21 protein-coding genes, 2 tRNA genes and 3 pseudogenes are annotated in these 21,796 nt (G+C 70.8%); 13 read left to right on the plus strand and 13 right to left on the minus strand.

Annotated elements, in window-relative coordinates; all coding sequences use genetic code 11:
* The first annotated feature begins 223 nt into the window (after positions 1–223).
* A tRNA-Val gene (locus SAVERM_RS29975) sits at positions 224–298 on the plus strand.
* A 92-nt stretch (positions 299–390) separates the two neighbouring features.
* On the opposite strand, the gene SAVERM_RS29980 is transcribed toward SAVERM_RS29975, so the two are convergent.
* Complete coding sequence (locus tag SAVERM_RS29980) at positions 391–780, minus strand: tyrosine-type recombinase/integrase (RefSeq protein WP_370628374.1); 390 nt, start codon at positions 778–780, stop codon at positions 391–393.
* Between SAVERM_RS29980 and SAVERM_RS44995 the strand changes: the two are divergent.
* The 5 genes and pseudogenes from SAVERM_RS44995 to SAVERM_RS30000 form a co-directional block, all read left to right on the plus strand.
* Positions 743–832, plus strand: a pseudogene (locus tag SAVERM_RS44995) (NUDIX hydrolase); the annotation flags it as partial. The gene SAVERM_RS29980 and the pseudogene SAVERM_RS44995 sit on opposite strands and share 38 nt — an antisense overlap.
* A gap of 828 nt (positions 833–1,660) precedes the next feature.
* Positions 1,661–2,443 (plus strand): hypothetical protein, encoded by a 783-nt coding sequence (locus SAVERM_RS29985; RefSeq protein WP_037645547.1) that lies wholly within the window; start codon positions 1,661–1,663, stop codon positions 2,441–2,443.
* Positions 2,444–2,453: 10 nt separating this feature from the next.
* Positions 2,454–2,639 carry a hypothetical protein gene (locus tag SAVERM_RS29990; protein ID WP_037645548.1) on the plus strand — a complete coding sequence of 62 codons (186 nt, stop codon included), beginning with the start codon at positions 2,454–2,456 and terminating at the stop codon, positions 2,637–2,639.
* Between the two features lie 514 nt (positions 2,640–3,153).
* A pseudogene (locus tag SAVERM_RS45980) lies at positions 3,154–3,249 on the plus strand (GntR family transcriptional regulator); the annotation flags it as partial.
* 332 nt (positions 3,250–3,581) lie between these two features.
* Positions 3,582–3,655, plus strand: a tRNA-Val gene (locus tag SAVERM_RS30000).
* A gap of 97 nt (positions 3,656–3,752) precedes the next feature.
* Here the strand turns inward: SAVERM_RS30000 and SAVERM_RS30005 are convergent.
* The 3 genes and pseudogenes from SAVERM_RS30005 to SAVERM_RS30015 all read right to left on the minus strand — a co-directional run bounded on the left by SAVERM_RS30005 (position 3,753) and on the right by SAVERM_RS30015 (position 6,018).
* Complete coding sequence (locus SAVERM_RS30005; protein WP_010987220.1) at positions 3,753–4,073, minus strand: hypothetical protein; 321 nt, start codon at positions 4,071–4,073, stop codon at positions 3,753–3,755.
* A 105-nt stretch (positions 4,074–4,178) separates the two neighbouring features.
* Entirely contained in the window at positions 4,179–5,102 is a 924-nt protein-coding gene (locus SAVERM_RS30010; protein WP_037645553.1) for a ketopantoate reductase family protein, read from the minus strand.
* Between the two features lie 146 nt (positions 5,103–5,248).
* Positions 5,249–6,018: pseudogene (locus SAVERM_RS30015) on the minus strand (MBL fold metallo-hydrolase).
* Between the two features lie 62 nt (positions 6,019–6,080).
* On the opposite strand from SAVERM_RS30015, the gene SAVERM_RS30020 reads away from it, so the two are divergent.
* Complete coding sequence (locus SAVERM_RS30020; protein ID WP_010987224.1) at positions 6,081–6,335, plus strand: DUF2277 domain-containing protein; 255 nt, start codon at positions 6,081–6,083, stop codon at positions 6,333–6,335.
* Here the strand turns inward: SAVERM_RS30020 and SAVERM_RS30025 are convergent.
* The 5 genes from SAVERM_RS30025 to SAVERM_RS30045 form a co-directional block, all read right to left on the minus strand.
* Positions 6,307–6,918 (minus strand): DedA family protein, encoded by a 612-nt coding sequence (locus SAVERM_RS30025; protein WP_010987225.1) that lies wholly within the window; start codon positions 6,916–6,918, stop codon positions 6,307–6,309. The genes SAVERM_RS30020 and SAVERM_RS30025 overlap by 29 nt on opposite strands.
* 277 nt (positions 6,919–7,195) lie before the next feature.
* A complete protein-coding gene (locus SAVERM_RS30030; RefSeq protein ID WP_010987226.1) occupies positions 7,196–7,651 on the minus strand; it encodes a DoxX family protein in 456 nt (151 codons plus the stop codon).
* Positions 7,652–7,739: 88 nt separating this feature from the next.
* On the minus strand, positions 7,740–9,704 hold the full coding sequence (locus SAVERM_RS30035) for an FAD/NAD(P)-binding protein (RefSeq protein WP_010987227.1): 1,965 nt from the start codon (positions 9,702–9,704) through the stop codon (positions 7,740–7,742).
* A 207-nt stretch (positions 9,705–9,911) separates the two neighbouring features.
* Positions 9,912–11,546: an alkaline phosphatase D family protein gene (locus tag SAVERM_RS30040; protein WP_010987228.1), complete on the minus strand. Its 1,635-nt coding sequence runs from the start codon at positions 11,544–11,546 to the stop codon at positions 9,912–9,914.
* 79 nt (positions 11,547–11,625) lie between these two features.
* Positions 11,626–12,270, minus strand: coding sequence for an HNH endonuclease family protein (locus tag SAVERM_RS30045; protein WP_010987229.1), 645 nt, complete (start codon positions 12,268–12,270; stop codon positions 11,626–11,628).
* Positions 12,271–12,852: 582 nt separating this feature from the next.
* On the opposite strand from SAVERM_RS30045, the gene SAVERM_RS30050 reads away from it, so the two are divergent.
* Positions 12,853–13,434, plus strand: a complete 582-nt coding sequence (locus SAVERM_RS30050) for a TMEM165/GDT1 family protein (protein ID WP_010987230.1) — start codon at positions 12,853–12,855, stop codon at positions 13,432–13,434.
* A gap of 253 nt (positions 13,435–13,687) precedes the next feature.
* Positions 13,688–14,356, plus strand: a complete 669-nt coding sequence (locus SAVERM_RS30055) for an HAD family hydrolase (RefSeq protein WP_037645557.1) — start codon at positions 13,688–13,690, stop codon at positions 14,354–14,356.
* A gap of 210 nt (positions 14,357–14,566) precedes the next feature.
* Here the strand turns inward: SAVERM_RS30055 and SAVERM_RS30060 are convergent, their stop codons facing one another.
* Positions 14,567–15,571, minus strand: a complete 1,005-nt coding sequence (locus SAVERM_RS30060) for a peptidoglycan-binding domain-containing protein (protein WP_010987232.1) — start codon at positions 15,569–15,571, stop codon at positions 14,567–14,569.
* A 174-nt stretch (positions 15,572–15,745) separates the two neighbouring features.
* Here SAVERM_RS30060 and SAVERM_RS30065 point away from each other — a divergent pair, with 174 nt between their 5' ends.
* Positions 15,746–17,833 carry an MFS transporter gene (locus SAVERM_RS30065; protein ID WP_010987233.1) on the plus strand — a complete coding sequence of 696 codons (2,088 nt, stop codon included), beginning with the start codon at positions 15,746–15,748 and terminating at the stop codon, positions 17,831–17,833.
* On the opposite strand, the gene SAVERM_RS30070 is transcribed toward SAVERM_RS30065, so the two are convergent.
* Entirely contained in the window at positions 17,830–18,372 is a 543-nt protein-coding gene (locus SAVERM_RS30070; RefSeq protein WP_010987234.1) for a GNAT family N-acetyltransferase, read from the minus strand. The two genes, SAVERM_RS30065 and SAVERM_RS30070, sit on opposite strands and share 4 nt — an antisense overlap.
* A 145-nt stretch (positions 18,373–18,517) precedes the next feature.
* On the opposite strand from SAVERM_RS30070, the gene SAVERM_RS30075 reads away from it, so the two are divergent.
* Both SAVERM_RS30075 and SAVERM_RS45005 read left to right on the plus strand, forming a co-directional pair.
* Positions 18,518–19,252 carry a hypothetical protein gene (locus tag SAVERM_RS30075; RefSeq protein WP_010987235.1) on the plus strand — a complete coding sequence of 245 codons (735 nt, stop codon included), beginning with the start codon at positions 18,518–18,520 and terminating at the stop codon, positions 19,250–19,252.
* Between the two features lie 5 nt (positions 19,253–19,257).
* Complete coding sequence (locus SAVERM_RS45005; protein WP_010987236.1) at positions 19,258–20,037, plus strand: hypothetical protein; 780 nt, start codon at positions 19,258–19,260, stop codon at positions 20,035–20,037.
* A gap of 114 nt (positions 20,038–20,151) precedes the next feature.
* Here the strand turns inward: SAVERM_RS45005 and SAVERM_RS30085 are convergent, their stop codons facing one another.
* Positions 20,152–20,565 (minus strand): DnaJ family domain-containing protein, encoded by a 414-nt coding sequence (locus tag SAVERM_RS30085; protein WP_010987237.1) that lies wholly within the window; start codon positions 20,563–20,565, stop codon positions 20,152–20,154.
* Positions 20,566–20,680: 115 nt separating this feature from the next.
* Between SAVERM_RS30085 and SAVERM_RS30090 the strand changes: the two genes are divergently transcribed.
* A complete protein-coding gene (locus SAVERM_RS30090) occupies positions 20,681–21,076 on the plus strand; it encodes a hypothetical protein (protein ID WP_037645560.1) in 396 nt (131 codons plus the stop codon).
* A 23-nt stretch (positions 21,077–21,099) separates the two neighbouring features.
* Here the strand turns inward: SAVERM_RS30090 and SAVERM_RS30095 are convergent, their stop codons facing one another.
* Complete coding sequence (locus SAVERM_RS30095) at positions 21,100–21,774, minus strand: O-methyltransferase (RefSeq protein ID WP_010987239.1); 675 nt, start codon at positions 21,772–21,774, stop codon at positions 21,100–21,102.
* Between the last annotated feature and the right edge of the window lie 22 nt (positions 21,775–21,796).

The raw sequence follows: 21,796 nt of genomic DNA on the forward strand, positions 1-21,796 counted from the left end.
GTACGAACCCGCGGCCTCCGAGGGGATCCGGGCCGCTCCCGGATCCGAGGTGGGGAAAACCCCCGGTGTCCGCGCCCGGGTTTCGCGCGGCGTCCCCGCCCGGGTGTTCCGCGCGGTGCTTCCCGCAGCGTTTCCCGGTATCCCGGCCGCGCTCCGGCGGTACGGGTTTCGATACGGGTTTGCAGGGCATGCCCCCGGGCAATGTAGGCTGTCGACTCGTCCTGGGCGCGTAGCTCAGGGGTAGAGCGCCGCCCTTACAAGGCGGATGTCGGCGGTTCGAAACCGTCCGCGCCCACCAGTCTCAGGACACGACTAAGGCCCAGGTCAACCGGTGTGAATCCGGGGACCTGGGCCTTGATCTTTCTCGGCGACTTTTCGGCGCCGTGCCACTTACGTGCCAGATGGGCCGCGCGGGGGCCGCTTCACCTTCCTGATCTGACCGTCGACGTAGTCGGCGATCTGGTGGTCACGGCCGTTGACGAGGTGCTGGTAGATCAGCGCGGCCCGCACGGAGGAGTGGCCCATGCGGTGCATCAGCTCGCGGGTGGTGGCGCCGCCGGTGGCAGCGAGCGTGTTCCCGGTGTGCCGGAGATCGTGGAAATGGACGTCACCGAGACCGGTCGCGTCGAGCGCTCGGAGCCAGATCCGCCGGAAGTTGTTGCGCCGCAGGACACCACCACGGGCACCGACGAAGACGAGCCCGGTTCGGCCGGCACTCGCGTACTCGGCCAGGTGTTCCGCGGTCTTCGCGATCCGTCTCCCGGACGCCTTGGACGGCAACGGCCCGCACGTGTGGAGCCACGACGGCAAGCGCCTCATCCCAGCGGGATAGAACTTTCCCTACTTCATCAAGGCCCGCGCACGGCGCGGGCGCGCGCCGCCTCTGCGGCGCGGCCTGCCTCCTGTCTGCGCCCCGGCTGGCCGCGCCCGGCGGCGCGCTGGCGAACTGCGGGCATGAAGTGGGAGACACCCTCTGTGGCTGGGGCGGTCGGCTCCACGACTTTAGCCAGCCACTTTGGGGCGAGCCTCGAAGATCATGGCCCCAACGTCGTGCTTTAACGGGCAGGTCCACAGACTGCCCGACTCGCCGGAAGCTTACGGGGCCATGATCACTCGCCCCAAAGCAGCTCCCGGCCAAAGTCGCTACGCCGACCTACACGATCACCCTCGGACGTCCGTCACGACCCAACTCCCCCGGCCGGGCCGTCCGTCGGAACGCGATAGGAAGCACCTCCTCCAGGTGCAGCCTCAGCATCAGGCTCGTAGCGATTGTGAGGAACGCCCGTGCAACTCGGTGAATCATCAATCATCCGCATCGACGACGCCCATACGGTTCACGGGTTGAGGGGTGCAAAAGGCGCATCACGTGGCAATCATCCGTAGGACTCCGTCGCCTCGACACCGGGATGGGGTGGGGAGGAACTCTCCGGAAATCACTGATGTGGCAAGTCCGCGGAGCCGCCATCGCTGACGTAGAGACCTCTGACTCCATGAAGCTCAGAAGATCCTCAACAAACCACTGAAAGCATTTACTTCAGCTTCACAGCTCCATACTGTCCGTACATCGACAGTGACAAGGCGAAGGCGGCCAAAGCGCATGGGGAGGATGCCTCGCTGTCAAGCACTGTCAGCTTTCACGACCAAACAATGGGGGACCAAGTTGTCCACGCTCAAACAGCGGACGAAGCTCTTCTCGATCGCTGGCACATTCATTGCGGCATCTGCCATGGTAACTGCAATCGCACCCTCCGCCCAGGCTGCGACACCGACGGACGAGCAGATCCGGATCGCACTCCAGCACCACGCCGACGGCACTCAGACGCCGGCGGATGTCGCAGTTATCAAGTCGGTCCCGGCCCTGGCTGCCTCAGTCCCGGACCCCACTGCGCCGGAGGAGATCACCACGACGGAGGCCGTCATCAACGCCAACGGTCAAGCCGTCTCCCCCGCCAATGGGGCCCCTATGACTCCTGAGCAGCTGGCCGAGGTCATGCCCCCCTCGACCGCGACGCCCAGTGACCCGTCTACTGAGGTAACGACGCCGGCCGAGACCGAGGTCGCCCCGCAGGGCAGCGCGGTCGCCCCCGGCATCACTGGGGGCACGTGGAAGGTGACCCACATCACGCATACTCACCGCGCCTACAGTCATACCGTTATATTCAAGTACCACACATACGCCAGCTTCAACTACGGCGGCGGTAAGGTTCGTGGTTGGCGCGATCGTTCCGACGACATCACCAACACCAGTGTTGACGTGGAGATCGCACCCAAGCGCATCGTGAACACGAAGTCATATACCCCCGCGTCGTCCGCCACGTCGCAGATGAAGCGCGAAATTAAGCTATGCGTATTCAAGTATGGCTGTTACGCAATTCTTCACCCTTGGGCCAAGGTCCAGGTGTTTGGTACCGGCAAGACGAAGATTGCCGGCAGCGGCGTATAGAGGAGAAAACATGAAGTCGCTCATCGGCCCTATCGTCGTTATCCTGGCCATCTTCTTCGGCATCCTGTTCCTCCTGGGATCCCAATTCGGTGCCATTGAAATAACGGTGTGGTTCGCCGCTCTAGTCGCCGCACTTACTTTTACAGTCCGCCGCCAGCGGCGGGTTGCGAGGCGGGAGCAGAACATCCACGGGTAGTCGACGCGACACATGGAACACCGCGCCCGGCTTGCCACCCAAGGCAAGCGAAGCGCGACTTTGATGGCTCCAAGGTGGCTTTGGTCGACCGCGGTCCATTTGCTGGCCCCGCAGTGGCCGATCGGTACGAGGTCATACGACCGTACGACCGGCGGCAGGAGCGGCAGGCGAAGAGCCTGTTTCCTGCCGCATCCTGCACGAGCCGCGCCGAATCGCCGAGGCCGGTGTCGGCGCGCACGTGGCGACGCAGGGAAGGCGAACGCCCCGGCTGGCCGTCGGAGGAGACCGCGATCGTCATCCATGACGCGCTCGGCCGCGGGCCCGAAGATCTGGGGTTCACCACGCCGCCGGGGTGGATCCGTCCCGAGCGCCATGAAGAGGGCGAAGTGAAACGCCGTGCCTTCGTGTCCGTCACCGCCGCCGCCCTGGTGACAGGCCCCGTGGCGCCGCACCATGTCGACCCCGCGCTCATCACGTACTTCCAGCAACAGTTGAAGGGCCACTACCGGGCGGACATGTTGCTCGGACCGCACGACCTGATCGTGCGGACATCGTGGTGCCCGCCGCTCACTGCGAGATCGTCTACGAGATCCCGATCAACCGTCCATAGCGGCCTGCCGGACCCGCGGACGCAGATCTGCGGGTGTCGCGACTACCTTCGGCGTCGGAGGTACCAACCCGCCACCAGCACGATGAGGATGGCAACGACGAAGGCCCACACGGTCGTTGCGCCGTGGTACGAGCGGTAGGCAATCAGAGCAAGCATGTTCAGGCGGATACCCCGGGCGTGTGGCTTCAGCCGACACACGTCGTCCGTCCTTCTGCCGAATGCGTGTCGAAGGCGCCGTACGTCCGCAGTCGTCAGCCGAAGAACGCGAGGTCAGAGGGCATGCGCCGGTGATCCCGCCCAGCGCCTTCCAAGCGCTCCGGCGTAACTGACCCGGGTAACGAAGCCGCCGACCACGTCCGCCCTCACAAGGCGGATGCCGGCGGTTCGAAACCGTCCGCGTCCACCAGTCTCAGGCAGTCTCAGGCGGTCTCAGGACGTGAACAAGGCCCAGGTCGCCGGTGTGAATCCGGGGGCCCGGGCCTTGGTCTTTTCGCTGGGGCTTGCTAGCGGGCGTGCTTCAGTTTCATCCGGGCGTCGACCTTCTTCTCCGGTGCGATCTCCGCCCAGAAGCGGTGGCAGGTCACGAAGACCGCGAGTTCCCGTTCGCGCTGCCGGAGCTTCTCCACCTCGGCCTGTTCGTCCTCGGTCCAGTCCGGCGAGGCGGGGCGCTCCACCTTGCGCCAGCCGTTGGTGTCGCTGAATCCGTCCAGCTGTTCCACCGACCAGGGAAGTCGCTTCAGCAGGGCCAGAAGCTCGGCCCGGACCTGGTGCAACTCCTCCTGACCGGCGCGGAGGTCACTCGGGAAGTCATAGGTCTCAGCCACCCGGTAATGGTACGCCTGTTCGATTTTTGGATGCGAGCTCCTTTGCCCACTTCACACGAACGGGTGTCGGGGGCCGGGTGCGCGGGTGCCGGGAGGGGGCGCGGCTCAGCGCACCCCGTCTCCCACCTCCCGGATCAGCCGTGCCGCCACCGGTACCGCCACCCCGTGCTGCTCCGCCGCCCGCAGCAACGCCCCGCCGATCGCGTCCAGTTCCAGCGGGCGGCCCGCCTCCGCGTCGCGCTGCATCGACGACCTGGTCTCCGGCGGGAAGGCGTCGTAGCGGGCCAGGGCCGCCGCCGCGTCGGCCGGGGATCCGCATGCCCGGCTCACCGCCGTGATCTCCTCGGTCAACGCCACCAACTCCTCGCGGTGGTGCGTGCGGACCTCGCCGAGGGGCACCCCGTACCGGGTCGTGAGCAGGGCGAACGGCGTCAGGAACGACATCTTCGCCCACAGCGTGGCCGCCTCGTCGTTCCCGTCGGCCGACACGCGCACCCGCAGCCCCGCCGACTCCAGGGCCCCGGCCAGCCGGTCCAAGCGCTCACGGGGCACGCTCGCGCCGGTCAGATCGACCTCGGCGAACGGACTGCTGTGCTCGATCACCCCGGGCGCCACGCGCGTCGACTCGACACGGATGACGGCCGGCGCCACGTGCTCGCCGCCGTAGCGGGCGCGCAGCGCGGCCGGATGCTCGACGCCGTTCAGCAGCGGTACGACCAGGCCGGCCTCGGCACCGTCTCCCAGCGCCTTCGCCGGTACGCGCTCCAGGGCGGCCTCCAGCGCCGTGTGCTTCACCGCGACCAGCACCGCGTCGACCGGCTCGCGCAGTTCCGTGTCCGCCTCGACCCGTGCCGTGAACTCGCCGAACTGCCGGCTGCGCACCTGGATGCCGTGCTCGCGCAGCGCCCGCGCGGTGTCGTCGCCGGCCAGGCAGATCACGCGGTGCCCGGAGCGTGCCAGCAGCGCGGCGAGCAGCCCCCCGACACCGCCCGGGCCCAGTACCGCCACCGTGAGTTCGCTGTTCGTCATGATTCCCCCATCTTCTCGCCGGGGCCTCCGCACGGAGGCCCCGGCGATGATCACCACGGGTCGGGACGCCAGTCAATCCTCAGTCGATCCAGTCAATCCTCGGAGAAGCCCATCCCGTACTTCGGGAGACGCCGGTGCCTCGTCCGTCAGAGCCGTACCGAACCGCCCGGCTCCAGCAGGTGCAGCCGCTCCGTCAGCCCCGCCTGAGCGAACGCCTTCGTGAGCGTGGCACCGTCCTGGGTGAAGTGGCCCCAGTGCTCGAAGTGGAGCGGCACGACATGGCGGGCGCCGAGGATCTCCGCGGCCCGCGCGGCCGCCTCACTGGTGAGGGTCAGCGGCGCGTCCGGCACCAGCGGGGTGCGGGCGGCGCCCGCGAAGAGCACGGCCACGTCGAACGGGCCGAGCCGGCCGGCGATCGCCCGGACCACGTCGAGGGAGGCGTTGTCGCCGCTGACGTACACCGTGGGCAGCCCTTCGCCGGACAGGACGAAACCGGTGACCTCGCCCACGATCGGCTCGGAGCCCTCGGGGCCGTGCAGCGCGGGCACGGCGGTCACGCGCAGCACACCGCCGTCGGGGCGGGGCAGCTCGATGTGCTCCCATGAGGGCAGGGCGCGTACGGGCGCGCCGATGCGCTCGTACGCCGAGGCGGTGGACAGCGTCAGGGGGCCTCGGTGAGGTACGCACGGCCCGCGCCGTCGAGGTTGTCGGGGTGCTGGTCGTGCGAGAGGAGGACGGCGTCGACCGGGGCGAGGTCCGTCGGCGGCAGCGCGGGGCCCGCCGTCTTCACCAGCTTCCGCGAGCCGACGGGGTACTCGCCGGGGGCGTCGAACGTCGGGTCCGTCAACAGGCGTACGCCGCCGAGTTCGACAACGGCCGTGGGGCCGCCGACATAGAGGATCTCCACTGTGGTCATGCTCTGCACAATCCGGTGCGAGAGCGCGGGTATTCCCGTGCGGTTCGCGCGAGACTGGACGCATGTGCCGCAGTATCAAGACGCTCCGTCCGCCCGTACTCCCCGAAGAGGCCACCGAGGAGGAGATCCGGGCCGCCGCGCTCCAGTACGTGCGCAAGGTGTCCGGCTTCCGCGCGCCCGCCGCGCACAACCGTGAGGTGTTCGAGCACGCGGTGGAGGCGATCGCCGTGGCCACCGCCGACCTGCTCGGGGGCCTGGAGGTACGGGGTGGCGCCCGTACTCCCGCCGCTACTCCTGCAACGCCGGGCGGCGCATGAAGTACGCCGCGCCCGCGCCCGCCCCGAACAGCGCTGCCACGGACACGCCCGTCGCGAGCCAGGTGGCACCCAGCCACTGCCCGCCGAAATAGCCCAGGGCGACGCTGTACACGGCCCAGCTGACACTCGCCAGGACCGACCAGGGCAGGAACTCGCGGACACGGCGGTGGGCGGCGCCCGCGCCCAGGGAGACGACCGAGCGTCCCGCGGGGGCGAAGCGGGCCAGCACCACCAGGGTGCCGCCGCCCCGCGAGAGCGCCGCGCCGAGACGTTCCTGCGCGCTGCTCAGACGGCGGGAGCGGGCGATGGCGCGGTCCAGGCGGTCGCCGCCGCGCCAGGCCAGGCGGTACGCGACCAGGTCGCCGGCCACCGACGCGGTGACCGCGCAGAGGGTGAGCGCCAGGATGTCGGGCGCGTCGTGCGGCACCGCCTTCGTGGCCGAGCCCGCCGCTGCCGCCGTCGCCGCCGTGATGACCAGGACGCCGCTCGGCAGGACCGGCAGGAAGACGTCGAGGAGGACCGATGCGGCCACGACGGCGTAGATCCAAGGGCTGCCGGTCAGCGACCCCACACTTTCAAGCACCGAAGAACTCCCCCGTCTACTCCCCCGTGGACCCGACCGTGCCGCTACGTCGCGGGGGAGCGGCAGGGCGGCTTGTGACAGCCATACAGCGTACGCGGGGGGTGTGACAGGAGATCCACGGGGGGCGCATGCGTCGTTCACGCACGCTTCACCGAACGGCGCCCACATCTTCGTAGGAAGGTGTGGGCGCCGTCGGGCTGTGGACCGGATGCGCGGCTGCGTGGGTGCCGCCGGATCGGTTGTGCAAGTGCGGGTGCGTGCGGGTGCCGGTGTCCGGTCAGGCGGCGACGGGCTCCGAGGCCGGCTTGCTCTCCTCGGCCGCGGCCGAGCGGCCGGCGAGGAGCCGGTCGAGGCCGAAGGCGCCGGAGCCGGTGAAGACCAGCAGCAGGAACGACCAGGAGAACAGGGCCGACAGTTCGCCGCCGTTCTGGATCGGCCACAGGGCCGCGGACTGGTGGACGTCGAAGTACGCGTACGCCATCGAGCCCGACGAGATGAACGCGGCGGCACGGGTGCCGAGGCCGAGCGCCACCAGGGAGCCGCCGACCAGCTGGATGACGGCCGCGTACCAGCCGGGCCAGGTGCCGGCGGGGATGGTGCCGCCGTTGCTGCCCATGGCGCCGCCGAGGACGCCGAAGAGCGAGGCGGCTCCGTGGCAGGCGAAGAGCAGGCCGACGACGATGCGGAACAGGCCGATGGCGAAGGGCTGGGCGCTGTTGAGGCGTCCGGTCATGTGGGGGAACTCCTTCGGTCTGGTTTCGGTCCGCGAACGGACCGGTCTTGGGGACGGAAACCGAGCGAGGCACCCACGTTAGGCGTACCTAATCAATGCTTGCAAGTTCAACATTCAGCCATGGGTCCGGTTCCGTTTCCGGTCCCGCCACGGACGCAGCCGCACGTAGAACCGCTCGCGCCATCGCATCGGCGTCCGAAAGCGTGACCGAATCCACACCTGGACGGGCCCCCGCCGCGGTCACCCAGTGGACGCCTTCCGTCGGCACCCCGAACGCGAACCGCCTTGCGTGCACGGCGCCTTGACGATCAATCAGACGATAGGGGCGCGGTGTTACGTCGAGGCCCCCGGTTTCGTAACCATCGACGGTGTGGGGGCGGCAGCGGCCCGTCTTCAGCAGTCCGGCCAGCAGTTCGTCGGCGGTGCGCCGCAGGTCCGGTTCCGGCAGGCGGGCCTCGACGAGTGTGATGGCCCGCACGGCCGAGCCGGGGACGTCGGGGGAGCGGGCCACCCACGCCCCGTCCTCGGCGCGCACCTCCAGGCGGGGGCCCAGTACGTCCAGGACGCCCGCCTCGATCAGGGCGGTCATCTCCTCGATGCGGCGGCGGGGCGGGCCGATGGAGAGGAAGGCGTTCAGCGGGGTGTACCAGCGGTCCAGGTGGTCCCGGCGCGAGGCGCCCGACAGGCCGCCGTGGTCCACGATCAGCCGGAGCTCGTTGCGCAGGTCGCGCAGCACGTCGAGGGCCGCCTTGAGGGGTCCTTCGACATTGCCGAGCGCGGCCTGCTCGGCGTCCTCGCGCAACCGGGCGAGCAGCCAACTCCGCCATGCGGCGGGGCCGTCGAAGGTGTGGCCCGTATACGGACGGGAGATGCGGTCCCAGGACCAGCGGTCGGCGCCCCGGACGCCGAACTCGTCGAGGACCGCGCTCTCCTCGGGGCTGCCGAGGGCGGCGGCGAGGAAACGGTCCCGGAAGGCCGGGCGGTCCGGAGGGGAGGCCGGGTGCTCCGGAAGGCGGTCGCGGCGGTTCAACAGACACTCGTAGTAGACCGTTTCGACCTCCTTCGCCACCAGCGGCCATATCTCGGCCAGGAAGTCCGGGGCCTCGCCGGAGTCCGCGCGTTTGCGAAAGCGGGCCATCACCTCGTCGGTGAGGAGGAGTGGGCGGTGGCGGCCGTAGGGGCCCTTCGCGTTGTCGCCGCGGGCCTGATACGGAATGCCGCGCCGGGAGCCGGCGTAGAGCTTCGGTTCGCGGCCGGAGGGCCGGTAGACCAGCCCTCGCGCCGTCCGCTCGTACCGGCCGCCGCGGGCCGTCGTCAGCAGGGCCATGTGGTCGAAGAAGTTGAGGCCGAGGCCGCGCAGCAGGACCGGTTCGCCGGGGGCGAGAGGGGAGAGGTCGACGTCGGCCGGGTTGGCGGGCGGGATGTGGCGCAGTCCGTGCCGGGCCGCCTGCGCGGCGAGACGCCGCGCCGCCGGGTCGGCGACCGTGGGCAGGTGGCCCTGCGCCAGGACCACCGCCGCGAGGCCCTCCAGGGTGCGGCCCGTGGCGAGCGTGAGCGTCTGGCGGCCGTCGGGGGCGTCGTCGAGGCGCACCGCCCGGGCCGGATGCACCTCGACCCGCACGGCGGGCGGCGCGCCGCGCACCGCCTCGGCGAACACCCACTCCAGATAGCGGCCGTACTGGGCGCGGGTCGGATAGTCGTCGGGCCCCAGCTCCTCGCCGACACCGACACCGGCACCGATGCCGCCGCCACTCGCCCACTCGTACAGGCTCGGTCCCGGGCGGATCGGCCCCGCGCACTCCACGCTCTCGTCGGTGAACAGGGTGACCTGGCAGGCGACCGTGTTCATCAGCAGCTCAGGGGACTGCGCGGTACGCCAGACGCGGCCGGGGCCCGGTGGCGCGGGGTCGACCACGTGGACCGTCAGGCGCACGCCGGGCGCGAGGAGCTCCGGTGCGGAGGCGCAGAGGCGTTCCAGGACGCTCGTTCCGCGCGGTCCCGCGCCGACGAGGGCGACGGAGACCGGCACGGATGACACGGTCGCTGAAGACAAAAGGGTGACTCCCGGGCGAGTGGGGCGCAAGGCAGCAGACCGCCCACTGGAAGCGGACGGTCCGCCTCATCATGCCGTCGTGCTCAGCGGGAGCCGAGCCTCGGACCTGGATGACCGTGCCGGTGTGGGATGCGTCACGAGCATCACGGGCAACAGCTGCGGAAAATGGGTGGGTTGTGTGATGAGTCCGGTGAAATTGTGCGCCGTTCATTCGGTGAGTACGGACTCCGTGACCGCGTCCAGGCGGGCGCCCCCGTTCCGGTCGGCCCGCGCCTGTTCGAGCCGCAGTGATGCCGAACGGCCGCGCAGGGTCAGCATCATGAGCTGATTGCCGAACCAGGGGCCGCCCGTCTTGCGCCAACCGAGGGCGGTGTGCTCCCAGCGGCCGTGGCGGACCAGACGGCGCCCCAGGATCCGGCCGAGGCCGCTCCAGCCGAAGCGGAAGCCGAGTCTGATGGACAGCGGGACGGAGTTGTGCACGGGGGAGCAGGTCAGCTGGAGCACACGGGCGTCGGGCCCCGGCCCGGGCCAGGTGGGCTCGGCGACGTACGCGTGATGGACGTCGCCCGACAGTACGCACACGGTCGCCGGTGCGTCCGCCCCCGCTCCCACCTCGGCGATCACCGCCGCCAGCGCCTCGAACGACTCAGGGAAGGCCGCCCAGTGCTCCAGGTCGGCCCGTCTGCGCAGGCGTTCGCCGAAGCGGGTCCAGCGTGCGCCCCGGTTTCCACGGCACAGCGCGGCGTTCCACGTCTCGGCGTCGTGCACGAGGTGGGGGAGCAGCCAGGGCAGGGAGGTGCCGATGAGGAGGTGGTCGTACGAGCCGGGATCCGCGCACGCCTGCTCCCGCAGCCACCGGGCCTCTCCGGGGTCGAGCATCGAGCGGTTCTGTTCGTCGAGGACCCGGGCCGCCCGGGTGTCCAGCATCAGCACGCGTACGCGGCCGAAGTCGCGGCGGTAGCTCCAGCGGACCGAGGCGGGGTCGGCGTCGGCCTGGGCGGAGTAGGCGCGCAGTACGTCCGTGCCGTCCGGGGTGGCGCGGACGGCGGCGTACAGGGGGTCGTCGGCCAGTTCCGCCGGGGAGAGATTGCCCAGGTGCTGGTAGACCCAGTACGACATGAGGCCGCCCATCAGGCGCTCGCGCCACCACGGGGTCGCGCGCATCTCGGCGAGCCAGGCGGCGCTGGTGTTCCAGTCGTCGACGATGTCGTGGTCGTCGAAGATCATGCAGCTGGGGACGGTGGACAGCAGCCAGCGGATCTCGGGGTCGAGCCACGATTCGTCGTAGAGGTGGGTGTACTCCTCGTAGTCCGCGACCTGCTTCCAGGGGGGCTCGGCGAGGTCCCGGCGGGCGGCGAGCCAGTGCTGCGTGGCCTGGGAGGTCTCGTCCGCGTACACCTGGTCGCCGAGCAGCAGGAGCACATCCGGGCGTTCGCCCTCGGGTGCGGCGGCGATGCGGGTGGCCAGTGTGTCCAGGGCGTCGGGGCCGACGGTGTCCTTCTCGTCCTCGGCCGGCGCGGCCCAGCGGCAGGAGCCGAAGGCGACACGGACCGTGCCCCCGTCCGGGGTACGGATGACGGACGGCGGGAAGGGTGAGTCGGGCAGCGGCCAGACGGGCGTGCCGTCGAGGAGCACCTCGTACGAGGTGTCGGTGGCCGGCGCGAGCCCGCTCACCGGCACGATCGCGTAGTGGTGCCCGGCGATCTGGAAGGTGCGGGCCGTGCCGCCGGCGCCGCCCGGGCACCGCACCTCGGCGGTGCACGGACGGCTCGCCTCGACCCAGACGGTCGCGGACGAGTCGTCGATATATCTCAGCAGTGGTCCCAGGCGCAGCCCCGCCATGCCGATCACCCTCCTCCGTCGCCCCGTACGGTACGGAACGACGGAGGTGGGTGGGTAGGTTCCGGGAACTGCCGGATGTTCAGCAGCCGCTGAGGACCGAGGACAGCTTGGACTTCTCGGCCGAGTCGACCGAGAGGTTGTAGTAGTACTTCACCTGCACCCAGGCGCGCACGTAGGTGCAGGTGTACGAGCTGAGCGGGGGCATCCACTCGGCCGGGTCCTGGTCGCTCTTCGACTGGTTCACGTTGTCCGTGACGGCGATGAGCTGCGGGCGGGTCACGTCGTTGGCGAAGCCCTGGCGCTGCGCGGTGGTCCAGGCGCTGGCGCCGGAGTCCCAGGCCTCGGCCAGCGGCACGAGGTGGTCGATGTCCAGGTCGGAGGCGGCGGTCCAGGTGGCGCCGTCGTAGACCGAGTACCAGCTGCCGCTGGTGGCCGTGCAGGCGGAGTTGGTGACGACGTTCGAACCGTCGCGCTTGAGGACGTACTCACGGGTGTTGCAGGTGCCGCTGATCGTGATCCAGGTGGGGAACAGATCGCGGTCGTAGCCGGTGCGGTTCTCCGTCGCCACGGTGAGGGAGGCGAGGTAGGTGCGGGCGGTGGCGGCGCTGACCGGGGTGGGCAGCGCGGCGGAGGCGGCCGGGCCGTTGAAAATCCCGGCCAGGGCTATCAGGCCGGTGAAGGCTGCGAGTATGCTCAGCCGTCGACGCGCGTAGACCTTTGGCATGCGAACTCCCTTGCGGTGGGGGGACGTTGGGGCGAGCGAGCACATGCTTGCGGTGGCTTGTTTCCGGGGGATGTGCGTCAGGTGAGAAAATAGTGACGTGCGCATGACAGAACAAGGCTTGTGACGGGATCCGTGACGGGATCCGTGACGGGATCTTCGGTGGGATCCGTGACGGGATCTTCGATGGGATCCGTGACGGCATCTTTGACGGGATCCGTGACGGGATCTTTGACCGGATCCGTGACGGGATCTTGGCCAGATCTGTGATGGGGCCCGTGATGGGGTCAAAAGTCCTGCGCCTCTTGTGGGACCAAAGTCCCTACGAAGCCCGCGGGGCCATCGCGTAGCATGGACGGCGCAGAAGGGGAGTAGCTCTTCGCCGGACCGTCGACATACTGCTCAGCTCGTCTGAGCCGGCGCCCGGAGGCAGACCTCGTTTCAGGGGTCGGCCAGCGAGACCTTCGGCAAGCAGTGCACTTGCCCGTGCCGTTTTGGCGCGGGTGCCCATGTGTGCTGCCGTGCCGAGGTGTCGCAGCGCAGTCACAGCACTCTCGGTGGGGCAGCCCGACCGATTGAGGAACCTTGATCAGCTTCAGTGTCATGGCGCTCGTCTTCGGCGTCGTCTTCCTGGCCGAACTGCCGGACAAGACCGCCCTGGCCGGACTTGTCCTCGGCACGCGCTACCGCGCCTCGTACGTCTTCGCCGGCGTCGCCGCCGCCTTCGCCCTCCATGTCGCCCTCGCCGTCGCGGCGGGCAGTGTGCTGACGCTGCTGCCGCAGCAGATCGTGCACGCGCTCACCGGTGTGCTCTTCCTCGGTGGTGCCGCCGTGCTGCTGATGAAGAAGGGCGAGGGCGAGGAGGAGATCCGCAAGCCCGAGAACCAGAGCTTCTGGAAGGTCTCGAGCGCGGGCTTCATGCTCATCCTGGTCGCCGAGTTCGGTGACCTCACGCAGATCATGACGGCCAACCTCGCGGCCCGTTACGACGATCCGCTCTCCGTCGGCCTGGGCGCGGTGCTCGCGCTGTGGGCGGTGGCCGGGCTCGGCATCGTCGGCGGCAGGGCGCTGATGAAGAGGGTGCCGCTGAGGCTCATCACCAAGGTCGCGGCCCTGCTGATGCTGGCGCTCGGCGCGTGGAGTCTGTACGAGGCGGTGGCCGGCTGAGTCGGCTGAGTCGGCTGGGCCGGGGGGTGCGCGGGGGCGTACGAGAGGTGTGCGGGGGGTGGCCTCTCGGTGTCCGCATGGCGTCTTTGCCGGGCTCCGGGATGTTGTCGCAGGTCAGGGGTGGTGGCGCGGGAGGGGCTCGTTTTGTATCGTGGAGGAACAAAGTGGCTCCCGCCCGCACTCCCTGACCGGCGGGCGGGGCCGCCTTGTCCCTCCGGGGTCGCAGCAGGCCCCTGCCCTCGCCCTTTGGAGCATGCCGATGCCGGCCGCCGCCACCGTTCTGACCGCCCGGGCCCTTCTGCTGGACATGGACGGCACCCTCGTCAACTCCGACGCGGTCGTGGAGCGTTGCTGGCGCCGCTGGGCCGACCGGCACGGGCTGGACGCCGACGAGGTGATGAAGGTCGTGCACGGGCGGCAGGGGTACGCCTCCATGGCGGTGCTGCTGCCGGACCGGCCCATGGAGCAGAACTTCGCCGACAATGCGCGCATGCTCGCCGAGGAGACCGCCGACATGGACGGCGTGGTCGAGATCCCGGGTGCCTTCGCGTTCCTCGCCTCCCTCGCCGGGCTGCCGCACGCCCTCGTGACCTCGGCGGACGTGGGACTGTCCACGGCCCGGATGGCGGCGGCCGGGCTGGAGCTGCCCGACGTACGGGTCACGGCCGAGTCCGTCGGGGCCAGCAAGCCGGACCCCGAGGGCTTTCTGAAGGGCGCCGCCGAACTGGGCGTCGCGCCCGAGGACTGTGTCGTCTTCGAGGACTCCGGGGCGGGAATCGAGGCGGGGCGCTCCGCGGGGATGCGGGTCGTGGGGGTCGGGCCACGGGCGGCCGCGCACCGGCCGGATGTGGTGGTGCGGGACCTGACACAGGTGCGGGTCGAAAGCGCGACGGACGGGACGATCCGGCTGCACGTGGGCTGAGCGGGGCGGGGGGTTTGACGGGGGTGCGCTTGACGGCGCCTGGGGCCGGGTGGCCCCCGAGGCCGGGTGGCCCTGAGGTCAGGTGGCCAGGAACGCTACGGCTCCGACGTCTGCGGCTCCGCGCGGTCCGGCGGTCGGAGCGGCCAGGAGCGGTGTGCCTTCGACCTCTCCGACCCCGGGCGGTCCCCGAAGCCGGAGTGGTCAGGGACGCTAAGGCTCCGACGTCTCCGACTCCAGGCTCGCCCGCGTCGCCGCCCCGTACACGCCCTGGTCGTCGGTCGTGATGCCGCGGGCCAGTTGGTAGTTGCGTACGGAGGTCTCGACCTGGCTGCTGTAGGTGCCGTCGGCGTTGCCGGTGTAGAGGAGCAACTGGCTCAGGCGGAGCTGGAGTTCCGTGACCTCCGGACCCTTGTCACCGCGTTGCAGGACCGGGGAGGCCGGCTGGTCCCGGTCGTTGCCCGAGGTCGGCCGTACCGAGCCGGTGGCCCGCGCGGTCGTCGGCGTTCCGCTCGGCGTGGCCGGCCCGGACCGCGACGGTGCCCTGCTCGACGCCGAAGCCGACGGCGACGAACTCGCGCTCGGCGAAGGGCTCGCGCTCCCCGCCGACGGCCGCGCCGCCGACTCGCTCCCGGCCGCCGACACGGACGCCGCGGTGGACGACGCCTCCGGCACGCTCGCCCGGACGTCGTCCGGCAGTGCCCCGTCGCGCTGCGGAGCGTCGTAGGAGAAGAAACCCCCGGCCAGCCCCGCGGCGGCCACCACGGCGGCGAGAACACCCCCCGAAGCCAGCAGTACGGTACGCCGCCGACGCAGCGGCGGCTCGTCCCGGGCGGGCGGCACCGGGGCGCCGGGACCGGAAGACCCGTACCCGGGCTCCGCGGCGCCCTCCGGGAAGTCGCCGACCGGGAAGTCGCCGTCCGGAACGTCGCCCTCCGGGAAGAGGCCGGCGCCGGACGCGCCCGCCTCCGCCGGTACGGCCACCATCGGCACGGTCTCGTCCGACGGCCCCGCGGGTTTCGCTCCCGCCGCCGCGCCCCCCAGCTCCACATAGGGCCGGATCCGCAGCGGATCGAAGTCCTCCGCCGCTGCCGCCTGCGCCGTACGGGCGTCACGGAGCGCGTCGGAGGCCCGCCGGGTGCATCCGCAGGACGGCGTGCCGTTCGGCTGCCGAGGTGCTCCGCACTCCGGACAGGCGTGTCCGTTCGATCCGCTCACGTGTGGGTCCCCTCCCCGGTGAAACTCCAGAGATTATCCGGATCTCCCTCACACGATCTCCCAGGAGCCCCCGGAATCCGTCCCTCCGGGCGGATTCGACAGGCCATAACCAGCCACACCGACCAGGATGGGAGAGCAGGACGGACAGGAGCGTCGGCCCCCAGGGAGGTCTCCATGACCGGGGATGCGCAGGGCACGCCGGGAGAGCGGCAGCACGCGGCGGCGACCGCCGTCCGACGGCGCCCGGCACCGGACGGCGTACCCGGCAGCGTCCTCGTGCCCATCGGCGCGCTGCTCCTCGGCCTGCTGCTCGCCGCCCTGGACCAGACGATCGTGTCGACCGCGCTGCCCACCATCGTCAGCGACCTCGGCGGCCTGGAACACCTCTCCTGGGTGGTCACCGCGTATCTGCTCGCCTCCACCGCGGCCACCCCGCTGTGGGGCAAGCTCGGTGACCAGTACGGCCGGAAGAAGCTGTTTCAGACGGCGATCGTGCTCTTCCTGATCGGCTCGGCGCTGTGCGGCATGGCGCGGAACATGCCCGAACTCATCGCCTTCCGCGCGGTGCAGGGACTCGGCGGCGGCGGGCTCATCGTGCTGTCGATGGCGATCGTCGGTGACATCGTCCCGCCGCGCGAACGCGGCAAGTACCAGGGCCTGTTCGGCGCGGTCTTCGGCGCGACCAGTGTGCTCGGGCCGCTGCTCGGCGGCCTGTTCACCGAGCACCTCAGCTGGCGCTGGGTCTTCTACGTCAACCTGCCCGTCGGAGTCGCCGCGCTCGCCGTGATCGCCACCGCCCTGCACATCCCGAAGCGCTCCGCGCGGCACGTCATCGACTACCTCGGCACCTTCCTCATCGCCTCCGTCGCCACCTGCCTGGTCCTGGTCGCCTCACTCGGCGGCACCACCTGGGGCTGGAGCTCGCCGCAGATCATCGGCCTCGCGGTGCTCGGCGTGGTCCTGGTGGCGGCGTTCGTGGCCGCCGAACGCCGGGCCGCCGAACCCGTTCTGCCGCTCAAGCTCTTCCGCGTACGCACCTTCACGCTCGCCGCCGTGATCAGTTTCATCGTGGGCTTCGCGATGTTCGGCGCGATGACGTACCTGCCGACGTTCCTCCAGGTCGTCCAGGGCGTGACGCCGACCATGTCCGGTGTGCACATGCTGCCCATGGTGGCGGGCATGCTCATCTCCTCCACCGCCTCTGGACAGATCGTCAGCCGCACCGGCCGCTGGAAGGTGTTCCCCGTCACGGGCACCGGGGTCACCGCCCTCGGCCTGCTCCTGCTCCACCAGCTCGACGAGCACAGCTCCACCGGCCGGATGAGCGTCTACTTCTTCGTCTTCGGCCTGGGCCTCGGCCTGGTCATGCAGGTCCTGGTCCTGATCGTGCAGAACGCGGTGTCGTACGAGGACCTGGGCGTCGCCACCTCCGGCGCCACCTTCTTCCGCTCCATCGGCGCCTCGTTCGGCGTCGCCATCTTCGGCTCGGTCTTCGCGAGCCGTCTCGGCGACAAGCTGACGGCGGCGCTCAGCGGCCGCCCGCTCCCGGCGGGCATCACCCCGGACACCCTGAAGTCAGACCCGCGCGGCATCGCGAACCTCCCCTCCTCGTTGCGCCCGTCCGTCCTCCAGGCGTTCGCCGCCTCGATCACCGACGTCTTCCTGTACGCGGCTCCGGTCGCCCTGCTGGGCTTCGTGCTGGCGTGGTTCCTGCACGAGGACCGGCTGCGCGGCTCCGTCACGGCGCCGGACGTCACCGAGACCCTGGCGAGCAACCCGGTGGAACGTTCGTCGTACGACGAGGTGTGCCGGGCCCTGTCGCTGCTCGGCTCGCGCGAGGGGCAGAGCGCGATCTACGAGAAGATCACCGCGCGGGCCGGCTACGACCTGCTGCCCGCGGCGAGCTGGCTGCTGCTGCGGATCAAGAAGTACGGCTGGGCCGAGCCGGCGCAGCTCGCCGAGGACAGCTCCGTACCGCTGACCGTCGTGCTCGACGCGGCGCGCCAGATCGAGGAGCGGCATCTCGTGCTGCGCGAGGGGCTCGACCTCGTCCTCACCGAAGGGGGCCGGGAGGTCGCCGGCAAGCTGTCCGAGGCCCGTGCGGAGTCCCTGGCCGAACTGCTCGGCGACTGGTGGGGCCCCGACCGCCCCACCGACCTGACCAGTCTGGTCGAGGAACTGAACACCGAACTGTGCGGCTCGGACGCGGAACGCCCGCGCGCCGAGGGGACGACGTCCCGGCCCTACGGTGGGCCCGCCTAGCCCGCCTGGCCCGCCTGGCCCGCCTGGCCCGCCTGGACCAGCGACTTGCCGAACCAGTGGTCGGCGTAGATCTCGTCGTTGTGCGGCTCGGTCTCGGCGTAGCCGAGCCTCGCGTACAGGGCGCGCGCCTCCACCAGGTCGCCGCGGGTGTCGAGCACGATGCGCTCCGCGCCGAGTGCGCGGGCCGCGTCCTCCGCGGCGGCGACGAGCGGGGCGGCGCCGCCCCGGCCGCGCGTCTCCTTCAACAGGAACACCCTCTTCAGTTCGGCGGTGTTCGCCGCCAGCAGCCGCACGCCCGCCGTCCCCACGGGCTCGCCCTCGTACCGCGCGACCAGCAACACCCCGTCCGGCGGCGCCAGATACGCACCCGGGTCCGCGGCGATCTCGCGCTCCAGCTCGGCGGGGTCGGTCGCGTGCCCCTCGTGGAGCTGGTACCAGCGGTCGCTGACCTCCGTGTAGTACGCCCGCCACAGCGCGGCGGCGACAGGTGAGTCGAAGGGCTCCGGGGCAACGGTCCATCCGGGTGTCGTACGCATCATGACGGCATTGTGGGGAGGGGCGGCCGGGGGCTCGCAAATGGTTTACGCGCGCCCCGTTCCGACGGCCGGACACCGTTTGAGCGACGTCTTCCGGGCAACCCGGTGGGAGAACCGGCCCGTTGGGCCGAGGAAACGGAAGGCAACCATGTCCACAGGCGTGATCATCGCTCTGATCGTGATCGTGGCGGCCGTCGTCGTTGTCGCGGCCGCCCTGCTCCTTCGCGCCCGTAGGCCGCAGGGTGGGCGCAGCCTGCAGCGGCGCTTCGGGCCCGAGTACGACCGCACCCTCGCCCGGCACGACGGCGACGCCAAGGCCGCCGAGCGCGACCTCGCCGAGCGGGTGAGGCGGCACGGTTCGCTGGAGACGCGTCCCCTGGAACCCGCGGCCCGCGAACAGTACGCGGCCCGCTGGACGGCGGCCCAGGAGCGCTTCGTCGACTCGCCGCGGGACGCGGTGGCGGAGGCGGACCAGCTGCTCGCCGAACTGGCCGGCGAGCGCGGCTTCCCGGACGGAGGCCGCTACGAGGAGCAGCTCGAGGCGCTGTCCGTGCACCATGCGCACCACGTCCACGGCTACCGCAGGGTGCACCGGTTCGCGCAGGCCGACACCGCCGGCGCGCCGGAGAACGGGGCCGGTACGGAGGAGATGCGCGAGGCCATGATCGAGGCCCGCGCCCTCTTCGAGGACCTGGTGAGCACGAATGGCCACCGAGCGGGCATCGGCGCGAAGACCGAGCAGTCGCAGACCGGCACGAAGTCCGCGACGGACACGAGGGCCGTCGAGGGCGCCTCGGCACCGGCCCACACCGACCGGACGGCCGCCGGCGGCCGCACCAATCTGTCGTGGGCATTCAACAGGCGTCACGCGAAGGGGAGTTGAGGAACGTGGCAGAGGTGACACCCGACGAGGGCGCGGTACGCCGCGAGCCGACGAGGATCGACGAGGCGAAGGCCGGACCGGGGCGCGGACGCGAGGCACGCGACCTGCGCGATACGCGTGAGACGCGTACGAGCGGCATCGCACCGACCCACGGCGACGGGTTCGGCGACGGCGTCGGCGGCGCCGAGGGCCGGCCGGCGGGGAGCCCGCGGGACACCGGCCGCCAGGCCGACGGCCCGGGGGCCGGGAGCCGGGCCGCGGGTGCCGGGACCGGGAGCGCCAAGCCCGGGATCCCTCAGGCCCAGAGCCCGCAGCCGGAGAATCTCCGGACGGGGATACCCCAGGAGCAGGCCCCGCAGCCGAAGAGTCTCCGCACCAAGATCCCCCAGTCGGACCTCCCCCAGTCAGACCGTTCCCAGTCGGACCGCCCCCGGTCCGACCGCCTCCACTCCGACGGCTCCCACCCGCAGCACCCCGGGGCCACCGCCCACGAAGCCCCTTTCCTCCCCCATGACGAGTGCGACAAGCTCTCCCTGCGGCTGCACCACGCCGTCGCCGGATTCGTCGATGAGCCCCGTGCCGCCGTGGAAGAGGCCGATCACGTGCTCGAAGAGGTCGCCGCGCGGTTCGCGGACGCCGTGGCCCGGCAGCGGCGCACCCTGCGAACCTCTTGGTCCGCCGCCGGCGAGTCCGGCTCCGGCGGGCACCCCACCGTCGACACCGAACAGCTCCGTCTCACCCTGCGCGACTATCGCGAGATGACGGAGCGGCTGCTGCACATGTGACCGGCGAGGCGGACGGCCCCACGAGGGTGAGCCGGCGAGTAAGCGATGACGGCGCGTAAGTGATGACGGCGAGGCCGCGCCCCGGACCATGTTCCGGGGCGCGGCCTCGCCGGTCTACGGAGTCTGCCCGGCCCGGCGCTCGCGCCACTCCCGGACGATCTCTTCGACGTCGTACGGCTTCAGCCCCAGCGGCGGTCCCGGCGGGGGCTTGAACATCATGTCGCGGATCTTGACGTTGATCTCCTCGAGGAGACGGCGTACGACCCGCTCGGACGGCGCCCCGGCCGCCGCGGCCAGCGTGTCCTCCGCCTCCTTGCGCAGCGCGAGCGTCGGCGGCAGCACGGCGAGGCCCTCGCGGGCCATCTTCTGCTTGATCCACCACAGTTCGTCGTAGGACGTGCCCGTGACGGCGGGCGACGGTTTGCCCGCGCCGGGGAGGTGCGCGAACTCCCCGCGCGCCTCCGCGTCGCGGATCTGTTTGTCGACGAAGGACTCGAAGCTGACGCCGGGTGGCTTGCGCTCGGTCATGCGTCCATTGTGCCGGACGTCACCCAGATGGACGATCGGGCGAATTATCATGCGGCGGCGGGGTGCCGACCACGGCGCAACGGCCGCTGGACATCCGGTACTCGAAGGAGCGCACGTGCTCGAACTCACCATGGCCTCGGTTTCCGGGGCGGACGCCGGGGCGACGGCCGGCATGCTCATGGCCGACGCGCCCAGCGAGCCCGGCGCCGTGCTGCGGGTGGGCCGGGACAAGGCCGTGTGCCGGCTGGCGACCCCCGACGACTGGCTGTTCGTCTCCCGTGTCCACCTGGAGTTCCTCTGCGGTCCGGACGGCACCTGGCAGGTCACCTGGCTGCGCGGCTCCCACGCCGAGCCCTCCTCCGAGGTGGTGCTGACCCTGGCCGGTCTCCAGCCCCAGCCCCTCCCGTACGGCGGCACGGCCAAGCTGCCCGGGGGCGGATCCGGCGAACTCGTCGTCCAGGACCGCTCCGAGCCCCGCAGCGTCAACGTGGGCTTCTATCACGATGCCTGACCGGACCCAGGGGGTGTCACGCCCTACGGCAGCACGCGGGCCAGTGCGAAGCCGTCGTACCCCTTGCTGCCCACCGTCTGGACCGCCGTGCCGCTCAACTTGGGGTGCTCGGCGATTAGTTCGAGGGCGGACCGGGTGCCGCGCACGCTCGGGTCCGTGCTGCCCGCGTCGGTGACCCCGCCGCCGCGGACGACGTTGTCGACGACGATCAGGCTGCCGGGGCGGGTCAGTTTGAGCGCCCACTCGACGTAGTGCGGGTTGTTGACCTTGTCCGCGTCGATGAAGACCAGGTCGAACGGCTCGGGCCGCTCGTCGGCGAGCTTGGGCAGCGACTCCAGGGCGGGGCCCACCCGCACCTCGCTGATCCCGTCCAGGCCCGCTCGGGCGAGGTTGCGGCGGGCGACCTCCGCGTGCTTGGCGTCGTACTCGAAGGAGATCAGCCGGCCGTCCCGCGGCAGCGCGCGGCCCAGCCAGATCGTGCTGTAGCCGCCGAGCGTGCCGATCTCCAGGATGCGGCGCGCGCCCTGGATCTCGGCGAGGAGCTGGAGCAGCTTGCCCTGGTTCGGTGCGACGTTGATGTGCGGCAGCCCGGCCGCGTCGCTGTCGCGCAGCGCCGCGGTGAGCGCCTCGTCCTCCGGGGCGAGCAGGGTGGTGAAGTAGTCGTCGACGTCGTCCCAGAGCTGTTGCGACTCGCTCATGCACCATGCCTTTCGCTGTGGC

Source organism: Streptomyces avermitilis MA-4680 = NBRC 14893 (genome assembly GCF_000009765.2).
In the GTDB taxonomy this organism is placed as follows: Bacteria; Actinomycetota; Actinomycetes; order Streptomycetales; family Streptomycetaceae; genus Streptomyces; species Streptomyces avermitilis.